This window comes from uncultured Allofournierella sp., assembly GCA_944382705.1.
In the GTDB taxonomy this organism is placed as follows: domain Bacteria; phylum Bacillota; class Clostridia; order Oscillospirales; family Ruminococcaceae; genus Allofournierella.
In genome coordinates this window covers 1-22,599 of record CALWNE010000011.1, presented here as the reverse complement: position 1 = coordinate 22,599, position 22,599 = coordinate 1, and the positions used below count along the sequence as shown (strand labels likewise).

Here is a 22,599-nt window from a genome sequence, read left to right as displayed (position 1 = left end):
AGATTGGTGAATACCAACTGCGGCACCGCAATGGAATCGCCGGTTTGAGGGCATAAACGATAGGTCATACTGCAAGGGCTCCTTTGGTGGTGTGCTCTGCCTCAAACAGCAGAGGAGAATTGTCTGCGCAAAATGCCAGGGCAGACTTTTTTCGTATCTTTAAGCATACCACAAAAATCACAGGGAGGCTAGCCTGATTCACCACAAAACTTGCTGAAAATCGAGGGGGTTTATTGCGGCAGAGGTTTGCCGTTAACGCCCAACAGGCAATACTTGGTATAAGCAGGTGGCGGGGGGCATTCATGCCACTGGCGTTGTGAATTTAAATTGACAAAGCCACAGCGAAAGGGTATGATAATCAAAGAAATCACAAATGGAATGAACCGGCCGTAGAAAACCGGTTTTGGAGGCCGCACAAACAATGAAAATCGCAATTGTTACCGATACCAACAGCGGTATTCTAGAGCAGCATGCCAATAAATTGGGGGTATTTACTGTACCCATGCCGTTTTGCGTGGATGGCAAGTGGCTGTATGAGGGGCAGGGGCTTTCGGCGCAGGAGTTTTTTAAGCTCCAGTCAGCCGGGGTAAAAATCACCAGCAGTCAGCCCAGCCCCCAGGATGTGACAGCACTCTGGGATAAGGTGCTGCAGCAGCACGACCAGCTGGTGTATATCCCCATGACCAGCGGCCTGAGTGGCTCTGCCCAAACAGCCGCAAGCCTTGCACTGGACTATGGCGACCGGGTGCAAGTGGTGGATAACCGGCGTATCTCTCTCACCCAACACCAATCTGTGCTGGATGCAAAATGCCTGGTAAAAAAGGGCCTGACTGCCCAGCAAATCAAACAAAAACTGGAACAGGATGCCGATAAAGCAAGCATCTACCTGGCGGCAGATACATTAAAATATCTGAAACAGGGTGGGCGAGTTACTCCTGCGGCGGCGGCCATTGGCACCGTGCTGAATATCAAGCCCGTGCTTCAGATTCAAACCGGTGGGGTGGATGCCTACGCAAAGGTAAGGGGAATGCGCGCAGCGGTGGAAACCATGCTGGATGCCATCGGTCAGGACCTGACCGGCCGCTTTGACGGGCTGCCCATGCACATTGGGGTAGCCTATGCAGGGGATGAGGAGCTGGGCCAAAAATGGCACAAGTATGTGCAAAGCCGTTTTCCCAGATGTAAGGTGCAGTGCGCACCCCTCAGCCTGAGCATTGCCTGCCATACCGGCCCAGGCGCTTTGGGCGTTGGATGCTTTTACTACCAGGAGTAAGCTGGATTGTTTTGCAATGAGCCTGAGCATAAAATGCCGGATGTTCCGCAAAAAAACAAAAAAGCATCTTGATTTTATGTATCTGGTGTGCTAAAGTAAAAACAACACAAAAGACACAGAGAAAAGCTGTGATGGAGAAAGTAAGCAGGCAAGCAAACGCCAAAGCGAGTGGGGGACGGTGAAAGCCCCATGCCAGTAGCTGCCCGCCCAAGATCACTCCGGAGCTGTGGGCTGAACTTTATCCAGTAGGTCCCACCGGCATCCCACCGTTAACGGGAGCGTGTATGATGGTGCACAGCAAAAGGTGGTACAACGAAAGCGCAAGGCCTTCGTCCTGTTTGCAGGACGAGGGCCTTTTCTGTTGTCTTTTGCACCGGGGTAAAACTCTGGGCGCAACACCAACGAGGAGGAATAGGTGACGATGTACGAAAAAGTCAATCCAAATTTGAATTTTGTGGATCGGGAAAAGGATGTTCTGAAATTCTGGAAAGAGCGGCGCATCTTTGAAAAGAGCATTGATTCCCGCAAGGAAGGGCCTACCTATATGTTCTACGATGGCCCCCCCACCGCCAACGGCAAGCCCCACATCGGCCATGTGGAAACCCGAGTCATCAAGGATATGATTCCCCGCTACCGTGCCATGAAGGGCTGCAAGGTACCCCGCAAGGCCGGTTGGGATACCCACGGCCTGCCGGTGGAGCTGGAGGTGGAAAAGCTGCTGGGCCTGGATGGCAAGGAGCAGATTGAAACCTACGGCCTGGAGCCCTTTATCGAAAAATGCAAGGAAAGCGTTTGGAAGTACAAGGGGATGTGGGAGGATTTCTCCGGCACTGTTGGCTTCTGGGCAGATATGGACGACCCCTATGTAACCTATCACAATGACTTTATTGAGTCTGAATGGTGGGCACTCAAGCAGATTTGGGAAAAGGGTCTGCTGTACAAGGGCTTCAAGATTGTTCCTTACTGCCCCCGCTGCGGCACCCCGCTGTCCAGCCACGAAGTGGCCCAGGGCTATAAGGATGTAAAGGAACGCAGCGCCATCGCTAAGTTCAAGGTGAAGGATGAGGACGCTTACATCCTGGCCTGGACCACCACCCCCTGGACCCTGCCCTCCAATGTGGCGCTCTGCGTAAACCCGGTGGAAACCTATGTAAAGGTTCGCATGAACGAGGATGGCACCGTGTACTATCTGGCACAGGCCCTGGCAGACAAGGTACTGGGCGAGGATGCCTACACCGTTGCGGAGCAGTTTGTGGGTAAGGATTTGGAGTACAAGGAGTATGTACCCCTGTTCGACTTTGTCTCTCCCAAGGAGAAGTGCTGGTATGTAACCTGTGACGAGTATGTCACCCTGACCGATGGTACCGGCATTGTTCATATTGCTCCCGCCTTTGGTGAAGACGACTCCAATGTGGGCCGCAAATACGGGCTGCCCTTTGTACAGCTGGTGGATGGCGCAGGCTGCATGACTGCCGAAACTAAGTGGGCTGGCACCTTCTGTAAGGATGCAGACAAGGAAGTTTTGAAAGACTTGGAGAGCCGTGGGCTGCTGTTCAGCGCTCCTGTGTTTGAACACAGCTATCCCCACTGCTGGCGTTGCGATACTCCGCTGATTTACTACGCAAGAGATTCCTGGTTCATCAAGATGACCGCCGTAAAAGAGGATCTCATCCGCAACAACAACACCGTAAACTGGGTTCCTGCTTCTCTGGGCAAAGGTCGTTTTGGCGACTGGCTGGAAAATGTGCAGGACTGGGGCATTAGCCGTAACCGCTACTGGGGTACTCCGCTGAACATCTGGGAGTGCAGCTGCGGTCATCGTCATTCGGTGGGCAGCATTGCCGAGCTGCGTGAGCTGGCGCCCAGCTGCCCCGAAACCATCGAGCTGCATCGTCCCTACATCGATGCCGTTACCTTCCCGTGCCCCCACTGCGGCAAGGAGATGAAGCGTGTACCGGAAGTAATCGACTGCTGGTTTGACTCCGGCTCCATGCCCTTTGCTCAGTACCATTATCCCTTCGAGAACAAAGAGCTGTTCGAGGCTCAGTTCCCGGCAGACTTCATTTCCGAAGCAGTGGACCAGACCCGTGGCTGGTTCTACTCTCTGATGGCTATTTCCACCCTGCTGTTTAACAAGGCTCCCTTCAAGAATGTGGTAGTTATGGGCCATGTGCAGGATGAAAACGGTCAAAAGATGTCCAAGTCCAAGGGCAATGCGGTGGACCCCTTCGACGCACTGGCAACCTACGGCGCCGATGCCATTCGTTGGTACTTTTACACTGCGGGTGCACCCTGGCTGCCCAAGCGCTTCTCCGGCAAGACTGTGCAGGAGGGTCAGCGCAAATTCATGGGTACCCTGTGGAACACCTACGCCTTCTTTGTGCTGTACGCCAACATCGACAACTTCGATGCCACCAAGTACAAGCTGGAGAAGGACAAACTGAGCGTAATGGATCGCTGGGTACTGTCCAAAATGAACACCATGGTGGAAACTGTGGACCGGGAGCTGGCACAGTACGCCATCCCCGAAGCAGCTCGTGCCTTGCAGGAGTTTGTGGATGACCTTTCCAACTGGTATGTGCGCCGCAGCCGTGAGCGTTTCTGGGCCGAAGGCATGGAGCAGGACAAGATCAATGCCTACATGACCCTCTACACTGCACTGGTTACCACCTGCAAGGCTGCCGCACCCATGATTCCCTTCATGGCAGAAAGCATCTACCGCAATCTGGTGTGCAGCCTGGATGCAACTGCACCCGAAAGCGTGCACCTGTGTGATTTCCCCGTGGCTGATCCCACCTTTGTGGATCACCAGCTGGAAGCTGATATGGACCTGGTGCTCAAAATTGTAGTTCTGGGCCGTGCTGCCCGTAACGGTGCAAACCGCAAGAACCGCCAGCCCCTGGCTGAGATGTTCGTTAAGGCAGACCGCACCCTGGGCGAGTTCTACACCCAGATTGTGGAAGACGAACTGAATGTGAAGAAGCTGACCTTCACCCAGGATATGTCCCAGTTCACCAACTACACCTTCAAGCCCCAGCTCAAGACCCTGGGCCCCAAATACGGCAAGCAGCTGGGCGAAATCCGCACCCTGCTGTCCGAACTGGATGGTCCTGCCGCCAAGAAGGAGCTGGACACCACCGGTGTGCTGACCCTGCACCTGTCCAGCGGCGATATCCAGCTGACAGAGGAGGACCTGCTCATTGAGATGACCCGCAGCGAGCGGTACTTCTCGGTGGAGGAAAACGGCATTACCGTTGCGCTGGATACCCAGCTTACCGACGCCCTCATTGAAGAAGGCTTTGTGCGTGAACTGGTAAGCAAGCTGCAAACCATGCGTAAGGAAGCCGGCTTCAATGTGGAAGACCACATTCTGGTATCTGCTGCCAACAACGACAAGCTGATTGCATTGATGCAGGCCAATCAGGATGTCATCGCTGCCGATACTCTGGCCGATGGCATGACCTTCGGCACTCTGGATGGCTACACCAAGGAATGGGATGTAAACGGCGAAACCATTTCTCTGGCTGTAAAAAAGGTCAACGGCTGATTACCATAAGGCAATCCGCCCTTACCTAACAGGGTAGGGAAGTTTCATTTCTCAATGCCGGCCCTACCATACAAAACCCATTCACCGTAAAAATCGCTGCAAAAAGTGCGGTGGTTTTAAAACAAAAAGCATCCCTCGGCACAGCATAGCCGGGGGATGCTTTTTGTGCGTTGAAGGGAAGTAATCCAGCAGCCCCAAAAGCGCTGTCTGGCTACACATCTTGCGTAAAATGGCACTGCGTTTCTTTGCATCCTTGTAGCCTGGGGCTACTTCGTGGCTGGACAGCGGGGTGCCGCAGCGATGGCGGTATTGAAATCCCTATTCCAATAAGGCTGGTTATAATTCGCTCTCGCAGCACAGCAGCCGCAACAGGAAAATGGCGCTGCACCACAACGCTAAACCCTATTTATAATTCGCTAAATATTTATTTAGCGAATTATAAATAAAATGTTCCGTGGAAAATACTTCATCGGAGGACTGGTTCTCATAAAAATGTGCGGGTGGCAAAGATTGCTCCAACATCGCAAACTTAAGGCAGGAGCCGCTGCTGCCCTCAAAACCCGGGGCAGCATAAGAATTAAAGAAATTGCCCACACTATCCGTCACAAACCCCTGCACATTCAACTGTGGGGGAAAGGAGGACCGGAAATGAGTGAACGAAGGCTGGCAAGTCTGTTTGCAGTGGCGTTGCTGCTCCTGTTTTTGCTGCTGGGGCGGTTGTATCTGCTGGCTCAAAATACAAACTACGCCCAAACAGCTCAAAACCAAACCATTACAACCCTAACCGTAGAGCGGCGGCGGGGTGATTTTTACGATGCCAGCGGCCGCAACCTCACCCGGTATGGAGTGCGGTACTATGCTCTTTCCATTCCGGGTGAAAGCAGCTATGCCGAGCTGTTCCGCTATGCCACCTACGACCAGCAAAGCCTGCTGTACAACAAGCGCAAGGCCCTGGCTCCGTTCTTAGTGGAAGTCACCCAGGACTTAACCTCTCTTGGTATCTACACCTACACCAGTGCCTATCGCTATAATCCGCTGCCCATTGCCGCTCATCTCATTGGCTATCTGGATGGAGATGGACAGGGGGTATCGGGCCTGGAGGCGGCTTTCAACGAGCTGCTGCAAGAGAACCGCCAGCCGGTGGAGGTTGCCTGTGCCACCACGGCACAGGGCCAGCTGCTTGCCGGCCAGGAACCCCAGCTTACCCAGCAAACCACAGGGGGCAAAAGTGTGGTGCTCACACTGGAAGAACCTGTGCAAAGGGCCTGCGAAGCCATTGCCCAAAGCAGCATGAAGCAGGGCTGCATTTTGGTGCTGGATACGGCAACTGCCAAGGTGCGGGCCAGCGTCAGTATGCCGGAATTTAACCCTCTGGACATTCAATCCAGCCTGGATGCACAGGATACCTCGCTGCTTAACCGGGTGTTCTGTGCCTACAATGTGGGCTCGGTGTTCAAACCTGTTTTGGCGGCAGCAGCGCTGGAGGAGGGTTTGCAGAATATGACCTACGAATGCACAGGCGCACTGGATTTGAACGGGCACCTCTACCACTGTGCGCAAAGCAAGGTTCACGGTTCGGTGGATTTGCAAACCGCCCTGGAACAAAGCTGTAACGGATACTTTATACAGCTGGGCCTGAACTTAGGGGCCGAAAAGGTGGAGGAAATGGCCCAAGCGTTTGGCTTTGGCCAGTCCGTTTATCTGGCAGGAGGATTGCAGAGTGCAGCAGGAGTACTGCCCACGGCAGAAACACTGGAAAACCTGGGCCAGCTGGCCGGTTTGAGCTTTGGGCAGGGCCAACTGCTGGCAACTCCCTTGCAGCTGGCAGGGGCCTTCAATGTGTTGGCAGCAGATGGAGTATACCGCACCCCCAGCTTTTTGGAGGGTGTTTGGGATGAAGAAACACAGAGTATTTCCCAAAGTCTTTACCAGCCCCAGGTGCGCCAGGTCGTTAATGCACAAACTGCAAACACGCTGCGTACCATGCTGATGGGGGTGGTACAGCAGGGCACCGGCAAGCTGGCAGCACCTTCCCATGGCAGCGCAGCGGGCAAAACCGGAACCGCCCAGACAGCGGTTTACGATGAAAACGGTGCCGAAGAAATGAACCATTGGTTTGTTGGGTTTTATCCCGCCGAAAATCCATTGTATACCATCGTGGTTATGCAGGATGGCGCAGCAGAAATGCCGGTCAGTTCTTCTGCGATTTTTGCACAGGTGTGCGACGCTCTTTACTGGATGGCGGATTCCGATACACAAGCCGCCATCCAGGCGCAAACCCAGCAGGAGGCTGCCGCAGAAATCAGTTGACAAGCCCTTTTCAAGGCGGTATAATCAAGTTATTAAAAATAGTATCATGGCGTTGATAGGGCCAAAGCAGAAAAAACAACCTCAGAGAGGGAAGTATAAGGTGAAAGCTTCCTGCTGTGTTTTCTGCTGTATGCCACCCTGGAGCTCCCGCTAACAACGGGCGTATTGCGGCGTTAACGCAAGCAAGCGGCTGCCTGGTTACAGGCGGCAAGCCGGGTGGTACCACGGAAGCGTTTCAGCCTTCGTCCCTGTAACAACAGGGGCGAGGGCTATTCTTTTTTGTGGAACAAGGGCCCTGTAAGGGCATCAATGACCGTGACACACAGCAAACAAAGAGGAGTAAACGACAATGCAATGGACTGGTTTGAATGAACTGCGAGAGAAATATCTCTCTTTTTTTGAAAGCAAGGAACATCTGCGCCTAGGCAGTTTTCCCCTGGTGCCCAAGAACGACAACAGCCTGCTGCTGATTAACAGCGGCATGGCTCCCATGAAAAAATGGTTCCTGGGTCAGGAAGAGCCTCCCTGCCATCGGGTTACCACCTGCCAGAAGTGCATCCGTACCCCGGATATTGAGCGTGTAGGCATCACTGCCCGTCATGGCACCTACTTTGAAATGCTGGGCAACTTCAGCTTTCAGGATTACTTCAAGCGGGAAGCCATCAACTGGGCCTGGGAATTTTTGACCAAGGTGCTGGAAATTCCTGCGGAGCTGCTGTACATTTCTGTATACGAGCAGGACGACGAAGCCTGGGACATCTGGACTAAGGAGATTGGTATCTCTGAGGATCACATGGTGCGCTTTGGCAAGGAAGATAACTTCTGGGAGCATGGTTCTGGTCCCTGCGGCCCTTGCAGCGAAATTTACTTTGACCGTGGCCCCGAGCACGGCTGCGACAAGCCCACCTGCAAGGTTGGCTGCGATTGCGACCGCTACATGGAGGTTTGGAACCTGGTGTTCAGCCAGTTCGATTCCGACGGCAAGGGCAACTACACCCGTCTGGAGCGTCCCAACATTGACACCGGCATGGGCCTGGAGCGTCTGGCCTGCGTAATGCAGGGTGTGGGCAACCTGTTTGAGGTGGACACCGTGCGGGCCATTCTGAACCATGTGGAAAAAATCAGCGGCAAGACCTATGGTCAGGATACCAAGACCGATATCTCCATCCGTGTAATCACCGACCACATCCGTTCCACTACCTTTATGGTAAGCGATGGCATTCTGCCCTCCAACGAGGGCCGTGGCTATGTGCTGCGCCGTCTGCTGCGCCGTGCTGCTCGTCATGGCCGGCTGCTGGGCATCAACCGCCCCTTCCTCACCGAGCTGGTGGATACCGTAATTGCCGAAAACAAGGCTGGTTACCCTGAGCTGGAGGAGCATGCCGACTACATCAAGAAGGTAATCGGCACCGAGGAAGAGCGCTTCTACAAAACCATCGATCAGGGCATGAATATTTTGAACAACCTGATTGAAAATATCACCAAGGCCGCCCTGGCTGGCAAGGAGAAGGTTCTGTCTGGCATTGACGCCTTCAAGCTGAACGATACCTTTGGTTTCCCCCTGGATCTGACCCGTGAGATTGCCGCCGAGGCTGGCATCCTGGTGGATGAGGAAAACTTCCACTCCGAGATGAAAAAGCAGAAGGAGAAGGCCCGTAAGGACCGGTTGTCCCGTGGGATCTCCGGCTGGGATTCCGACCTGTTTGCCGAGCTGAATGTGGAAGCTACCGAGTTCACCGGTTACGACAAGCTGGAGGATACCGGCGTAGTTCTGGCACTTTCTGACGGTGAGGAGCTGATGGAAGCCATCTCCACCGACGAGGGCAGCAAGGATGGCGTTCTGGTTGTTCTGGACCGCACTCCCTTCTACGCAGAAAGCGGCGGACAGGTTGCCGATACAGGCAGCATCGTAACCGCTGAGGATGCAGAGTTGGAAGTAAAGGCTGTTAAAAAGACTGGCAAGGGCTATTTTGTGCACACCTGTACTCTGGTAGAAGGCACTGTAAAGGTGGGCGACCAGGTAACCACCGATGTGACCAAGGGCCGCCGCATGGCCATTACCCGCAACCATACCGCTGCCCACCTGCTGCAAAAGGCACTCCGTGAGGTGCTGGGCAGCCATGTGCACCAGGCTGGCTCCTACGAGGACGACGAGCGTGTTCGTTTTGACTTTACCCACTTCAGCGCAGTGGCCCCCGAAGAACTGGCTCTGGTGGAGCATATTGTAAACCAGAAGATTTTTGAGGCCCTCGAAGTAAAGGTAGAGAATATGCCCATTGCTGAGGCCAAAAAGATGGGTGCAATGGCTCTGTTTGGCGAAAAGTATGGCGATGTGGTGCGTGTTGTGGATGTAAACGGCTGGTCTACCGAGTTCTGCGGCGGTACCCATGTAAAGAATACCGCCCAGATTGGCTGCTTCAAAATCCTCAGCGAGTCCAGCGTTGCCGCTGGCATCCGCCGTATCGAAGGCACCACTGGCTATGGCGTGCTGCGTCTGCTGGACGAGCGCACCGAGATGCTGGGCCAGGTAGCCGAAGCTTTGAAGGTCAACAACATGAAGGACCTGCCCATGCGTGCTGTGGCCGTAGCTGGCGAAGTGAAGGCCCTGAGCAAGGAGCTGGAGGCTGCCAAGGCTGAGGCCGCTGCTGGCCGCATCGATGGCCTGTTTGAGAATGCTGCCGAGGTGAATGGCATCAAGATTCTCACCGCTTACTTCTCCGGCACCGCCTCCGACGCACTGCGCAGCATGTGCGAGAAGGTGCGGGATAAGAACGCAAATTCTGTGGCCGCTCTGGTTGGCTCCAGCGATGGCAAGCTGACTCTGGCTGTTTCCTGCGGCAAGGGTGCTCAGGATGCAGGCCTGAAGGCTGGTGTTCTGGTAAAGCAGATTGCTGCAATTGCAGGCGGCAACGGCGGCGGCAAGCCGGACTTTGCAATGGCTGGCATCAAGGACGAAACCAAGATTGATGAAGCCCTGAATGCAGTAGCCGGCATTGTAAAAGCCGCTCTGGAAGGCTGATTTGCTGATTATTTTACTATAAGCAGTTTGGAGATTTGCCCTGCCAACCATCCAAGCAGGCAGGGTGGTTCCTCCAAAAATGTTTTAGGAAAGGAGCAGAAACTGTCATGGATTGTCTGTTTTGCAAAATAGCGAAAGGAGAAATCCCCTCCAACAAGCTGTATGAGGATGACCGGATTCTCGCTTTTTACGACATCGATCCGCAGGCCCCGGTGCACTTTTTGGTAATTCCCAAAGAGCATATTTCCTCGGCTGCGCAGCTGGAGCAGGAACATGGCCCGCTGCTGGGACATATCTTTGCAACCATCTCCAAGCTGTGCCGGGAGCTGGGCTGTGAAAACGGCTATCGCATTGTTACCAATGTGGGCCAGGATGGGGGCCAGAGTGTGCCTCATCTTCATTTTCATGTACTTGCCAAGCGCAGCTTGGCCTGGCCTCCGGGCTAATCGCAAACCAATCATTCGTACCATTTAAAGGAGTATCACCATGAAGGATACCTACACCCTGCAGGTGGCTGGTCTTACCCGAGAGCTGCCCATCTGTCCCATCAACGACGAAATCTCCATTGCTGCTTTCATTATGTTCAGCGATGTGGAGCTTACCGTAGCCTGCGCCAAGGCTCTGCTGGAAAAATGCCCCGAATTTGATGTAATTGTAACCGCCGAAGCAAAGGGTATTCCGCTGGCCTACGAGATGAGCCGCCAGAGCGGCAAGGTGTATATCCCTGCACGCAAAGGCGAAAAGCTCTATATGGAGCAGCCGGTCATTGTGGAGGATCAGTCCATCACCACCAGTGCAAAACAAAAGCTGGTAATCGACCAGAAAGAGCTGGATAAGATGAACGATAAGCGGGTGCTGATTGTGGACGATGTAATCAGCACCGGCGGTTCTCTGCTGGCGCTGGAAGCATTGGTGGCTCGCAGCAGCGGTACTGTGGTAGGCCGTGCTGCTGTACTGGCTGAGGGCGACGCAGCTAATCGGGAGGATATTATCTTCCTGGAGCCTCTGCCTTTGATTCATAGCTGATTGTACGATGCGCAGAGTATTGGCAAACTGCTGCTTTGCGTGGTTTGCCTGCAAACTTGCCGCTGTATACCTGCCGCAGGCAGCATCCGTGCTGCTTGCGGCCCTTTTTATAAGCCTGATTGGTGTAAGCATCTGCCGCCGCTGGTGGGATTATCGATTTTTGCTGCCCATAGCGGGGTTGGCGGCACTTGTGTCCACGGGTCTGGCCTATGCTTTTTCTACCGGTCCTATTCTGGCACTGACAGGTCAAAGGCTGGCGGTGCGCATGGTAGCGGAACAGGTAGCTTCAGGCTTTCAGGATGGCACCGTGCGGGCCGAATTTCAAATAACGCATATTCAGGATGTTACGCTCCTGCCCCATGAACGGTTCTATGTGTCTATCACTGCATTTCCGGAATGCGAGCAGGGGGATATTTTTACGGCCCAGCTTACCTTCCAGGAACTGGAGCGGGACACTTACTATTACAGCAATCTGGCCAACCGAGTTTTTCTGCAAGCACAAGCTCAGGAGGTGGAATGGCAGGGGAGCGATGGCTCTCTGCGTTTTACAATGGCCCGGTTGCAGCAAAGCCTTGCTGCCAAATGCCGCAGGTACCTGCCCGACAAAGAAGGCGGAATTCTTGCGGCCATGGCACTGGGCGAAGAAAGCCATCTTAGCAGTGAGGTGAAGTATGCCTATCAAATGGCGGGCATTACCCATCTGTTGGTGGTGTCCGGGCAGCATCTCACGCTGATTGGTGGCATTTTTACCGGCAGTAAACCGCATTCAGGGCAGTGGCGCAGGCTGCGGGCTCTTTTGGCACTGGCAGCAGTTTGGTTTTTTATGGCCCTCAATGGGTTTGCCCCTTCTATTACAAGAGCGGGGATTGGAGCCATCATTTTTTACATTGGCGTGTGCTTCTTTCTTCCGGCCGATGGTCTTACCTCCCTGGGCATAGCTTCCGTATTACTTTCCCTCACAGGCAGCCACAGTGTCTGCGATTTGGGCTTGCAGTTAAGCCTTGCCGCCACCTTAGGGGTATTGCTCTCGGTGGAGGCCATGCGTTCCTTTACGGCTTATGAATTGCGGGAGGAACAGCCGCTGCGCTACTGGGCTGCCCGTGGCGTACAGGTGCTGCTTGTGCCGGTTTTTTGCGCTGTGTTTACATTGCCGGTGCAACTATGGGCGGGCCTTCCTGTGAGCGGCGTATCCATTCTTGCCAATCTGTTGGTTCTTCCCTTTGTGGGGTCGGTGGTGGTGCTGGGGCTGCTAGGCGCCTTGTGCGGGCTGATTCCCTGGTTTGACCATGGGCTGAGAGCCTGTGCGCTGTTGGCTGGCCTGCTCATTCGCATTGTAAACTGGATTGTGGACTGGGTGAATCAGCTGCCCGGTACGCAAATTCCATTGCCCAGGGAATATTCCCTCTGGGTGTTTGCCGTGCTGGCTCTGCTGGTTTGGCTGGCAGTCTGCCGCCAAAAACCTGTCTGGTTGGTGGCGGTACCTGCTTTGCTGGCGGTTTCGGTTTTGGTCTATCAGCCGTTGATGCAAAACACGATGGAGCTGGCAGTGGTAGGCAGTGCCTCCAACCCTTGCGCTGTTGTACTGTATGAGAACAAAGCCGCCGTGCTGTTCCGAGGCGGGGAAAGCAATCGCAGGGCAGTGGTTGAAAAGCTGGAGCAATGGGGGAACCCAGAAGTGATTTGCTGGGCAGACCTGCGCAAGGAGCCGGAAGAAATGGACCTGCCAACGCAGCAGGTTGTGTATGCCCAGCAGCTGCCGCCGGAACAGGAGCAGGTTCTGCCGCTGGGAGCAGAGACTACCCTGCATATCGTCCACGGAAATGGGGCAAATCTGGCTCTTTTGGAGGTTCAGGGGTACCGAATCGCCCTGTGTGCTGGTCAACTGGAAGCGGCAACACCTTTGCAGGTGGATCTGCTGATTGCCGGCTCCACATTGCCAGAACGGATTGAGCCGCAGGCAATTGCAGGTAAGGGGCTTTATGACTGGCTGGATGAGGAGGAGGCGGATTCTTACGCCTTTTGTTATATGCCCGTAGACGGCAGCGTTTTTATTCGGCCGGGCAGGTCAGTACAGTTCAGGGGGGTTGTGGATGTTACACAGTGACGCAAAACAGGAACAGGCACGCAAAGCGGGTGCACCTGTATTCTACTATTATTCAACGGATGGATTCCTGCCCCGTTCCAAAGCGGAACAACTGGTAGCACGCCTGGAACAGGATCAGGGAGAAATCACGCAGCTGGAAGGGCCTGCACCCTCGGTGGAGGAACTGGTAATGGCGGCGGGCACCATCTCTTTTTTTGGCACCCGGCGCATTGTTTATGTTCCAGCGTTTCAGCCTTCGGCTTATTCCGAAAAAGATTTGACCGAAGTGATTGAACTGCTGCAAAGCACTGAGAATGCCGTGTTTGTGCTGTATAGTGTATTGCCCGAAGAGCGGGGCAAGCCTAAAATCAACAAGCAAACAAAGGCGTTTATTCAGGCCTGCGAAACCCTGGGCTATGCAGCGGAGCTTACCCTGCCGGGAGCACAGGAGCTGCGGCGGATGCTGCGGGAGCGTGCTGCTGCCAGTGGCACACAGCTTTCGGAGAATGCGGCCGGGGTACTGCTGGAACGGTGCGGTCAGGATTTGTTTGCGTTGGAAAATGAGGTAGATAAGCTGGCAGCAGCCAGTGGCTACACCGAAATCACACCAGGGCTGGTGGCAGAAATGGCTACGCAAAATCTGGAAGCCGATGTGTTTGATATGGTGCGGCTGATTACCGGCAAAAACGCTGCAAAGGCCTGCGAAAAATTAGCCACTTTGCTGCGCTTGCAAAACGATCCCATTGCAATTACTGCTGCCCTGATTGGCAGTTATGTGGATTTGTATCGGGTAAAGTGCGGCCAGCAGGAAAAAAAGCCCTATACACAGGTGCACAAAGACTTTGGCTACAAGGGCAGCGATTACCGCCTTAAAAAATCCCAGGAAACAGCGGCACGCTATTCGCTGGAGCAGCTGGGCCGTTGCCTGGATATTTTACAGGAGCTGGATGCGGGGCTGAAGGGCAACCCCATGGACCCAGCCATTCAGCTTCAAACAGCATTGTGTCGCCTGGCAGCGGCAGGGGTGAGCAGATGAGTGAAAAATTACGCATTGAACAGGTGATTGTTGTGGAAGGCCGCTACGATGCCAGCGCACTGGCACCGCTGGTGGATGGCCTGATTCTCACCACCGATGGATTTGCCATCTACAAAGATAAACAAACCCAGCAGCTGCTTAAAGAGCTGGGCCGCAAGCGTGGAGTTATTCTACTTACCGACCCGGATGCGGCGGGTTTTCGGATTCGCACCTTCCTGACCAATCTGATCGGGCAAGCCTATGTAAAGCAAGCCTATGTTCCTGCGCTTGCAGGTAAGGAGTCCCGTAAGGCTCAACCTGGCAAGGAGGGATTACTGGGAGTGGAAGGGATTTCGGCACCTTTGCTGCAACAGGCACTTCTCCAGGCGGGCGCCACTCCCATGAGCCAGCGCACCGGCCGGGCAATCACATATAGTGATCTCTACCAGTGGGGGCTGTCCGGCACTGCGGGCAGCCATGAGCAACGGATGCGGCTGCTCATGGCGCTGGGTTTGCCTTACCGGCTTTCCAAAAAAAATCTGCTGGAAATTTTGAATCGGTTGTATACCTACGAGGAAATTCAGAACCTGGTACAGAATTAAGCCCATGCACTCCACAGTTGCCGCCAGTCCGCTTTTATAATTCCGAAGGGGGGCTGGAGGCAGCCATTGGGTAAAGCTTGTAATACACAGCCAAACCAAGAGGACGATTTGTTTGGATTTAGGTTGACAAAAGCGGCCGGATATTGTACTATAATATAGCTTGCCGCTGTGGTGGAATGGCAGACACACGGGACTTAAAATCCCTCGGAGTAACATCCGTGCCGGTTCGAGTCCGGCCAGCGGCACCAGATTATTTTGGACTTAGGTCCGTGCAAAGGCTCCTCGTTACGGCAAGGCATCCGCAGGATAACGATTGATTCAAAGTTATCCCTGGGTTTACCTATCAAGAGAGATGAGTTTGTAAAAAACAGGCGGTGCTTGGTTTTAAACCAGGCACCGCCTGTTTTTTGCGTGACAGAGGGGTTAACGCCTGCTTTATAAGCCTATCTGCCTGGATGCGATTGCTGTTGATTTGTGTATGGTTTTGTGGTAGCATGATTGAAATCCTAACTTGAGAGGCGGTGAGCACAAAAGTGCGCCTTATGCGAGATAACTACTCGGTGCAGTTGTAAATCTGGCAACAGATTGTATCGAGATTATTTTATTATGTTGCCAGTTGACTGCCCTGGTATTGGATATGTAACAAACAACAATCGAATAGGAGCAGTTCGTATGAAAGAAAACAAGCTGATGAATTTTTTGCGACAGGAAGAAAGCGTTGCCCATATCCACGGATGGGATTTTTCTCATATCCAAGGAAGGTACACCGAAGAAACCGACCTTCCATGGGATTACAAAAGGGTTATTTTGCATCACTTAAAGCCGGAAATGAAGCTTTTGGATGTGGATACTGGTGGTGGCGAATTTCTGCTTTCGCTGCATCATCCTCACGCAAATACAAGCGCCACAGAGGCATATCCGCCCAATGTTCAGTTGTGTAACGAAACCTTGCTTCCCCTTGGAGTCGATTTTCGCACAGGAGATGGAAAGGGGATTCTTCCCTTTAGCAATCAAGAATTTGATATGGTCATCAATCGCCATGGCGATTTTAAGGCGAAAGAAACATACCGGGTTTTAAAAAACGGCGGTATATTCATTACAGAACAAGTGGGAGCCGAGAATGACCGTGAGTTAGTAGAACTTCTTTTGGGAAATGTTCCCCTGCCATTTCCGGGGCAATACCTTGAAAAAGTTCGAAAACAACTTGATGAAGCAGGGTTTAAAATTCTTGATGGGCAAGAGTGTTTTACGCCAATCAAGTTTTTTGATGTGGGTGCGTTGGTCTGGTTTGCTCGTGTCATCGAGTGGGAATTTCCTGGTTTCTCTGTGGAGGAGTATAAAGATAGATTGCAAGCTGCACAACAAATTTTAGAGCAGAATGGATGCCTTGAAGGACGAATTCATCGTTTTTTGCTGGTGGCGATTAAAAACAAGTAAGTCTCTCACGAGTGCTTTTCGGTGGTTCAATTATTTTATATCTCAACAGGGCGTCCAGTTGATTACATCCAGCAGAAGCGAAATGTAATCCTGTTGATTTTAGTCTGCTGGTTTGATAAGCTAAGAATAAGAATTGATAAAATATTGGAGAAATTTATCTATGGAGCAAAAAAAGCAAGCCCTCATCAATGTGATGTACTACGGGTTAATTGTGGCTTTGGTGTATGTAGCCCTTAAATATGCACTGCCCATGGTCGCACCATTTGTAGTGGCTGCCGTTATTGTGCTGATACTAAAAGGCCCTGCAAGATTTTTGGCCGGCAAGCTGAAAGTTTCCGAAAAGACCATGCGCTGCGGCCTTTTGGTGGCACTTTACTTACTTATTGCCGGGCTTTGCGTGTTGTTTGGCGCCAAAATCCTTTCCGAATCAGGCAAATTCATTAGCGGCTTACCCCGGTTTTACAGCCTTTCCATCCTGCCCGCTATCCGGGAGTTCTCACTGTGGGTACAGGAGCTAGCCCAGGAGTTTGACCCGGCGGCTGTGTCTGCGGTGAATACTGCTTTTGACCAGGCAGCCTCCACGCTTGCCCAGCGCATCACGGAGTTTTCCTCCATGGCCATCGGAGTGGTATCCAATATACTCGTCAGTATGCCCAGCATGATTGTAAATACGGTGCTTACGGTTGTATCAAGCTTTTACATAGCCGCAGACTATGACCGCATTACCCGTACAATGGTTCGGCATATGCCGGAACAGTGGCACAAGGTAATGCTGCAAATTCGCAGCAAGTTTAACCACTCGGTTGGAATTTATATCCGCTCTTATGCGCTGATTTTCTGCATGACCTGGGCAGAGCTTTTTATTGGCTTGGTTTTGCTGCGCATTCCCCATGGGCTGCTGGTGTCGTTGCTGATTGCGGTTTGTGATATTATGCCCATTCTGGGTGTTGGCACCGTGCTTATTCCCTGGGCTCTGGTAGCGGCTGTGATGGGACGATACCCTCTGGCAATTGGTATCGGTGTTTTGTATCTGGTAATTACCATCATCCGCAACGCAGTGGAACCACGGCTGGTTGGCAGTCAAATTGGCTTGCACCCGCTTATTACCCTCGTAAGCATGATTGTGGGTGCACATCTGTTTGGCATTTTGGGACTGTTTGGATTCCCGGTAACACTCTCTATCCTGCTTCCGTTCTATCTCAGTGCAAAACAGCAGCGCACCCTTGCAGAAGGGGAGAGCACCCAGTAAAAAGGCACTTGCTGCAAAATCCCGAACCCCTTTCTGGTTGGTTCGGGATTTTGTTTTGCCCGGATAAAGCAATCCCCCTTGTTTGTATCTTGATTTTGTACTATAATGGCACAGAAAGTATGGACAAATTGGACGCAACACGATGTAATGCGTGCATTTTTGCTGAGTTCTGCACTTTGTTTTTATTTTACAGTAAAAGGGGAGCCATTTCATGAAGGAGCAACTTGCGCAGCAGCTGGAGCTGGCACGGCAGGAGTACCAACGCTACCAGGCCATGGGTCTGAAATTGGATATGTCCAGGGGTAAGCCCTGTTCCCAGCAGCTGGATCTTTCACAGGATCTGCTGAAACAATCGGAGTATCAAGGTGAGTCCGGCGTAGACTCCCGCAACTATGGATTGCTGGCCGGCATGCCGGAGGCTCGTCGTTTTTTTGCCCAGCTGATGCAGGCAGAAACCCCGGAGCAGGTGTTGGTGGCGGGAAACTCCTCCCTTACCATGATGTACTACCTGATTGATTTGGGATGGCGGAAAGGTTATCCCGAAAGTCCTTGCCCCTGGCGTAAGGAAGAAACCATCAAATTCCTGTGTCCTGTGCCTGGCTATGACCGACATTTTGCAATTACCGAGTATTTTGGGTTTGAGATGATTCCCGTGCCTTTGCTGGAGGATGGTCCGGATATGGACCTGGTGGAGGAACTGGTAAAGCAGGACCCTGCCATTAAGGGGATCTGGTGTGTTCCTGTATACTCCAATCCAGACGGATATGTTTACAGCGCCCAAAAGGTTGCTCGCCTTGCGGCCATGCCCACCGCTGCGCCGGACTTCAAAATCATCTGGGATAATGCCTACCTGGTTCACCACCTTACCACGGAACAGTGCGCCGTGCCCTCCATCCTGGCTGAATGCGCCAAGGCCGGTTTTGCAGATCGTGCCTTTGAACTGTGTTCTACCAGCAAAATCACTTTTCCGGGTGCAGGTGTGGCGGCAGTGGCTTCCAGCCAGAGCAACATTGAGTATCTCCTGAAACATATGGCCCCCATGGCAATCAGCTTTGATAAAATGAACCAGATGCGCCATGTGCACTATCTCAAAAACCGCCAGGGTGTTTTGAGCCACATGGAAAAGCATAAAGAAATCCTGCTGCCTAAATTCCAACGGGTTCTGGAAATCTTCCAGCAGGAGCTTACCCCCTGGGGCGATATTGCCCGCTGGACCAATCCTAAGGGTGGCTACTTTATCAGCCTGTATGTTATGCCAGGCTGCGCTAAGCGCACGGTGGAACTTTGTGCCCAAGCTGGCGTTACCCTTACAGCTGCCGGTTCCGCTTACCCCTACGGCAAGGACCCGCAGGACAGCCATATCCGAATTGCTCCCTCTTATCCCAGTTTGCAGGAGCTGGACACCGCCGCTCAACTGCTTTGTTTGTGCGTGCGTATTGCGGCATTGGAGCAAAAACTGTCCAATGCTTAATGGGGCAGGGCATTGCTTGGCCGCTTATCTGGCGTGTAGCCATCCAAAGAAATTATTTGCAAATATTGCAGGATATATGGTATAATATTTGCGAAATTATGGGGTTTATATGCCAAAAATCCTTTTTTATGGCATATAAATACAAGGCTTTTGTGCATCTGCGGCAAACAGATGCACTTGCTTGATTCCATCAGCACTATGCCCTGGCGGGGCAGCATTTGTTTTAGCGCAAACGAGAACCAAGCGTTTCCCACCCGTGAAGCGCAAACAAGGAGGACACATCATGAAATGCCCCTATTGCGGAGAATTGGAATCCAAGGTGATTGATTCCCGTCCCACCGAAGATGGCGAGAAGATTCGCCGCCGCAGAGAGTGCCTCGGTTGCGGAAAACGCTTTACCACCTACGAAATTGTGGAAACGGTTCCCTTGATGGTGATTAAGCGTGATCGCTCCCGGGAAGTGTTCGACCGGCAAAAACTGCTGGGGGGCCTGATGCGTGCCTGCGAGAAACGCCCGGTAAGCTTTGAGATGCTGGAAATCGTGATCGATAACATTGAGCAGATTTTGCTGAACAGCTATGAGCGGGAAGTGCAGTCTGAGTACATTGGCGAACTGGCCATGGAAGAACTCAAAAAAATTGACGAGGTAGCCTATGTGCGGTTTGCATCGGTATACCGTCGGTTTTCGGATTTGGATACCTTCCTGCAAGAGCTGAACGATTTGCTCAGCAAGCGGTCACAGCATACTGAAAAATAAGTGATCCATAACCAGCAGTTGTGTGCGGGCCTTAGCTAGTTCTGTCAGCAAATCCGGCAGGCTGTCTGGCTGGGCGTAAGCAGTGAGCCCGGCAAGGCTTACCCGAAAACTGCCCAGATAATCCCGTTTGATAAACAGAGCCAGCAAATGCTCCTTGTGGGTGTATTCCTGCTGCAACTGCTGAATCATTGCAAGGGCTGTATCAAATTGCTCCAGCGTGCAGGCTTGTTCCACCTGGTCAATGCCCAGGAGCAGGTCATTTGTAGTACGGTGCACCAACCAGCTGCTTCCGGCAACCAATGCAGCCAGCAAAGCCAGTAACCCAAAGGCCCAATAAACTCGTTTCATAACAACCATACTCCTTTCGGTTTTATCGCCAGCAGAGAACATCTAGCGTTCTCTGCTGGCTTCTTTTTTTATCAGCTGGTAATCAGATTCGTCGTTTCCTAACAGCAAAAGAACCTCTTTCAGCACACAATTCTCGGTGTGCAACAGGTTGCTAACCCATTCCTCGCTGCGGCCGCACCATTGCAGGTTATTCTTCAATAGCTTTCCGTCCAGGATAAAGGGGATTAAAGGCCGCTGGTTGCCGGGGCACTGCAAGTTGGCATCCTGGCGGCACACGGGCTGATGCTGTTCTTTTAAACACAGGTTCAAACTCCCGTTTGCCTCCACCAGGGCGTAGCTTACCTGACGGGGGTCAAACACATCCTTGCCGCGCAGGGCTTCCATTAAATCGGACATGGTGAACCGCAAATCTTCCAGGGCTTTTAAATCGATTTCCCCATCCCGAATTACAGCAACCGGTGAGCCAGACAGCAGCTGAGCCGCCCGGCTGTTGTGCAGGGCCAAACCAGAGAGAAGCAGTTCCGTGCATACGATTAAAAACACAGGCACCAGGCTGGCGGTCAAGGGAACCTCCTGGGACTCGATGGAGATGGAAGCCAGGTTGGAGATTAAAATGGTGGAAACCAGCTCAGAGGGCTGAAGTTCGCCCAGCTGCCGTTTGCCCATCAATCGCATCGCCAAAATAATAAGCCCATAAATCAATATGGTACGCACAACCAAAATCAACATCTCCAACACTCCCTTTAAAAGATTTCATGCAGCCGTTTGCAGGGGGATTTGGCGGGGTATACTTCTTTTTGAGGTGAATGAAATGCAAGAAAAACTAAGCAGTAATCTGCATCAAAACATCCATCGGCTCAGGCAGATGTTTGGCGAATCCATCGACCTTTATACCAAGCCGGTGCAGGTTTTGGGCATCCCGTGCTGTTTGTGTATGTTTGAAGGCCTGTCTACCATCGAAAGGCTGTGGGTGGTCATGCTCTCAATGCTCAACGAAAGCAGCTATCGGCCTCAGGATGGGGCAGATTTATTTGCTTATCTGCAGCATGAGACCGATGTGCCATTGGAGCGCACTCCGGTGGAAGATTTTGAAGCCTTAAAAACGCAGCTTACGGCAGGAACAACGGTCATGCTCATTGAGGGCAGCTGCAAAGCGGTGGTGCTTTCCACGCAAAATATGCAGTTCCGCTCTGTTCAGCCGCCTTCAGGAGAGGGAAATGTCCGTGGCTCACAAGAAGGCTTTTCGGATTTGCTGCGCATCAATTTGAGCCTGGTACGAAGGCTGATTCGCAACGAATCACTCACCATCAAAACGCTGGTTTGCGGCAAAAAAACCCAAACAGAGCTGGCGTTGCTTTATGACCGTACACTGGTTCCGCCAGAATTTTTGCAAAACATAGAAAAACGCTTGCAGGAGATGCCTTTGCCGGTGGTGTTTGATTCCAGTTATCTGGCCCCTTTTTTGCAAAAGGGTGGATTCAGCTTTTTTCAGGAGGTAGGCTACACCGAACGGCCTGTAACCGCTTGTGCCAAAATCTGCGAGGGTAAGGTGGTAGTGCTGGTGAATGGAAGCCCCTTTGCCCTTATTGTACCGTATTTTTTCAGCGAACACTTCCAAAGTCTGGACGATTATGCCAGCAAAGCCTACTTTGCCAGCATTATTCGGCTGCTTAAATACGCAGCGTTCTTTTTGGCGGTTTTGCTGCCAGGCTTGTTTGTTTCGGCGGCGGAATTTACGCCGGAGCTTTTTCCGCCCCAGCTGTTATATAAAATTGCATCGGCAGAAATTGGCACACCGCTGCCGCTGTTTTTAGAAATGGTTGTGGTGATTGTATTGCTGGAACTCATTCGGGAGGCAGGCCTGCGGCTGCCCAAGGCCATTGGGCACAGCGTCAGTTTGGTTGCGGCCATCATTGTGGGCGATGCAGCAGTAAAAGCCTCCATCGTAAGCACACCTGTGGTGATTGTGGCAGCCATTACCACCATCTCTATGTTTGTAATCCCTAGTCTTTACGAGCCCGCCACGGTGCTGCGCATCCTGTTTGTGCTGGTGGGCGGTATCTTTGGGCCGATTGGCCTTGCTGCGCTGCTGTTTGGCATGCTGGTTAATATCTGCGGTATGTGCAGCTTTGGGGTGCCCTATACCGCCCCGCTGATTCCCTGGGGGCAGGGGGCCTTGCGTGATGGACTGTTTCGTTTTTCCTGGCAGCGCCTTTCAAAGCAGGAGTTCTCGGTGCAGGATTTGCCGGGAGGAGGACTGAACTATGAAGAATAAGCAAGCTTGTGCCAATAGTCAGCTATTTGTGTTGCTGCTGGCCTGTTTGATTTCTGATTTTTTGCTTCCAGGGTTATCGGTAGGACAGCAGACCATGCGGGCCCAAACCGTACTGCTAGGGCTTGCTGCTCAAGGGGTGCTTCTTTGGGGCCTGTTTGTACTGCTTTGCAATACGGTTGTCAATTTC

17 protein-coding genes and 1 tRNA gene are annotated in these 22,599 nt (G+C 52.6%); 16 read left to right on the top strand and 2 right to left on the bottom strand.

The annotated features are described in order from the left end of the window. Window positions 1-421 precede the first annotated feature (421 nt). The 14 genes from ACH2EM_RS01455 (at window position 422) to nrdR (ending at window position 19,789) form a co-directional block, all read left to right on the top strand. On the top strand, window positions 422-1,273 hold the full coding sequence (locus ACH2EM_RS01455) for a DegV family protein (protein ID WP_395150272.1): 852 nt from the start codon (window positions 422-424) through the stop codon (window positions 1,271-1,273). Between the two features lie 421 nt (window positions 1,274-1,694). After that, on the top strand, window positions 1,695-4,820 hold the full coding sequence (ileS, locus tag ACH2EM_RS01450) for an isoleucine--tRNA ligase (protein ID WP_395150273.1): 3,126 nt from the start codon (window positions 1,695-1,697) through the stop codon (window positions 4,818-4,820). Window positions 4,821-5,468: 648 nt separating this feature from the next. Next, window positions 5,469-7,130 (top strand): peptidoglycan D,D-transpeptidase FtsI family protein, encoded by a 1,662-nt coding sequence (locus ACH2EM_RS01445; RefSeq protein WP_395150271.1) that lies wholly within the window; start codon window positions 5,469-5,471, stop codon window positions 7,128-7,130. A 349-nt stretch (window positions 7,131-7,479) separates the two neighbouring features. Beyond that, window positions 7,480-10,149, top strand: coding sequence for an alanine--tRNA ligase (gene alaS / locus ACH2EM_RS01440; RefSeq protein WP_395150269.1), 2,670 nt, complete (start codon window positions 7,480-7,482; stop codon window positions 10,147-10,149). Between the two features lie 107 nt (window positions 10,150-10,256). Continuing rightward, a complete protein-coding gene (locus ACH2EM_RS01435) occupies window positions 10,257-10,595 on the top strand; it encodes a histidine triad nucleotide-binding protein (protein ID WP_395150268.1) in 339 nt (112 codons plus the stop codon). Window positions 10,596-10,635: 40 nt separating this feature from the next. Further along, window positions 10,636-11,175: a phosphoribosyltransferase family protein gene (locus tag ACH2EM_RS01430; protein WP_395150266.1), complete on the top strand. Its 540-nt coding sequence runs from the start codon at window positions 10,636-10,638 to the stop codon at window positions 11,173-11,175. A gap of 7 nt (window positions 11,176-11,182) precedes the next feature. Further along, complete coding sequence (locus ACH2EM_RS01425; RefSeq protein WP_395150265.1) at window positions 11,183-13,279, top strand: ComEC/Rec2 family competence protein; 2,097 nt, start codon at window positions 11,183-11,185, stop codon at window positions 13,277-13,279. After that, window positions 13,266-14,294 (top strand): DNA polymerase III subunit delta, encoded by a 1,029-nt coding sequence (gene holA / locus ACH2EM_RS01420; protein ID WP_395150264.1) that lies wholly within the window; start codon window positions 13,266-13,268, stop codon window positions 14,292-14,294. Before ACH2EM_RS01425 ends, holA begins: the two co-directional genes overlap by 14 nt. Then, the gene (locus ACH2EM_RS01415; protein ID WP_395150263.1) at window positions 14,291-14,875 is read left to right on the top strand and encodes a toprim domain-containing protein; all 585 of its coding nucleotides are present in this window, start codon (window positions 14,291-14,293) and stop codon (window positions 14,873-14,875) included. Before holA ends, ACH2EM_RS01415 begins: the two co-directional genes overlap by 4 nt. A gap of 162 nt (window positions 14,876-15,037) precedes the next feature. Then, window positions 15,038-15,123: transfer RNA gene (locus ACH2EM_RS01410), tRNA-Leu, on the top strand. 424 nt (window positions 15,124-15,547) lie between these two features. Next, window positions 15,548-16,312, top strand: coding sequence for a class I SAM-dependent methyltransferase (locus ACH2EM_RS01405; protein WP_395150262.1), 765 nt, complete (start codon window positions 15,548-15,550; stop codon window positions 16,310-16,312). Window positions 16,313-16,472: 160 nt separating this feature from the next. Beyond that, window positions 16,473-17,561 carry a sporulation integral membrane protein YtvI gene (ytvI, locus tag ACH2EM_RS01400; protein ID WP_395150260.1) on the top strand — a complete coding sequence of 363 codons (1,089 nt, stop codon included), beginning with the start codon at window positions 16,473-16,475 and terminating at the stop codon, window positions 17,559-17,561. Between the two features lie 211 nt (window positions 17,562-17,772). Continuing rightward, window positions 17,773-19,032, top strand: coding sequence for an aminotransferase (locus ACH2EM_RS01395; RefSeq protein ID WP_395150259.1), 1,260 nt, complete (start codon window positions 17,773-17,775; stop codon window positions 19,030-19,032). A 283-nt stretch (window positions 19,033-19,315) separates the two neighbouring features. Continuing rightward, window positions 19,316-19,789, top strand: a complete 474-nt coding sequence (gene nrdR, locus ACH2EM_RS01390; RefSeq protein ID WP_395150257.1) for a transcriptional regulator NrdR — start codon at window positions 19,316-19,318, stop codon at window positions 19,787-19,789. Here nrdR and ACH2EM_RS01385 read toward each other — a convergent pair. Both ACH2EM_RS01385 and ACH2EM_RS01380 read right to left on the bottom strand, forming a co-directional pair. Further along, complete coding sequence (locus ACH2EM_RS01385; protein WP_395150256.1) at window positions 19,769-20,137, bottom strand: DUF4363 family protein; 369 nt, start codon at window positions 20,135-20,137, stop codon at window positions 19,769-19,771. The genes nrdR and ACH2EM_RS01385 overlap by 21 nt on opposite strands. Window positions 20,138-20,179: 42 nt before the next feature. Then, entirely contained in the window at window positions 20,180-20,866 is a 687-nt protein-coding gene (locus ACH2EM_RS01380; protein ID WP_395150255.1) for a DUF421 domain-containing protein, read from the bottom strand. Between the two features lie 82 nt (window positions 20,867-20,948). Between ACH2EM_RS01380 and ACH2EM_RS01375 the strand changes: the two genes are divergently transcribed. After that, window positions 20,949-22,412: a spore germination protein gene (locus ACH2EM_RS01375; protein WP_395150254.1), complete on the top strand. Its 1,464-nt coding sequence runs from the start codon at window positions 20,949-20,951 to the stop codon at window positions 22,410-22,412. Further along, on the top strand, window positions 22,402-22,599 hold a 198-nt coding region (locus ACH2EM_RS01370), incomplete at its 3' end, for a hypothetical protein (RefSeq protein WP_395150252.1). The genes ACH2EM_RS01375 and ACH2EM_RS01370, both read left to right, overlap by 11 nt.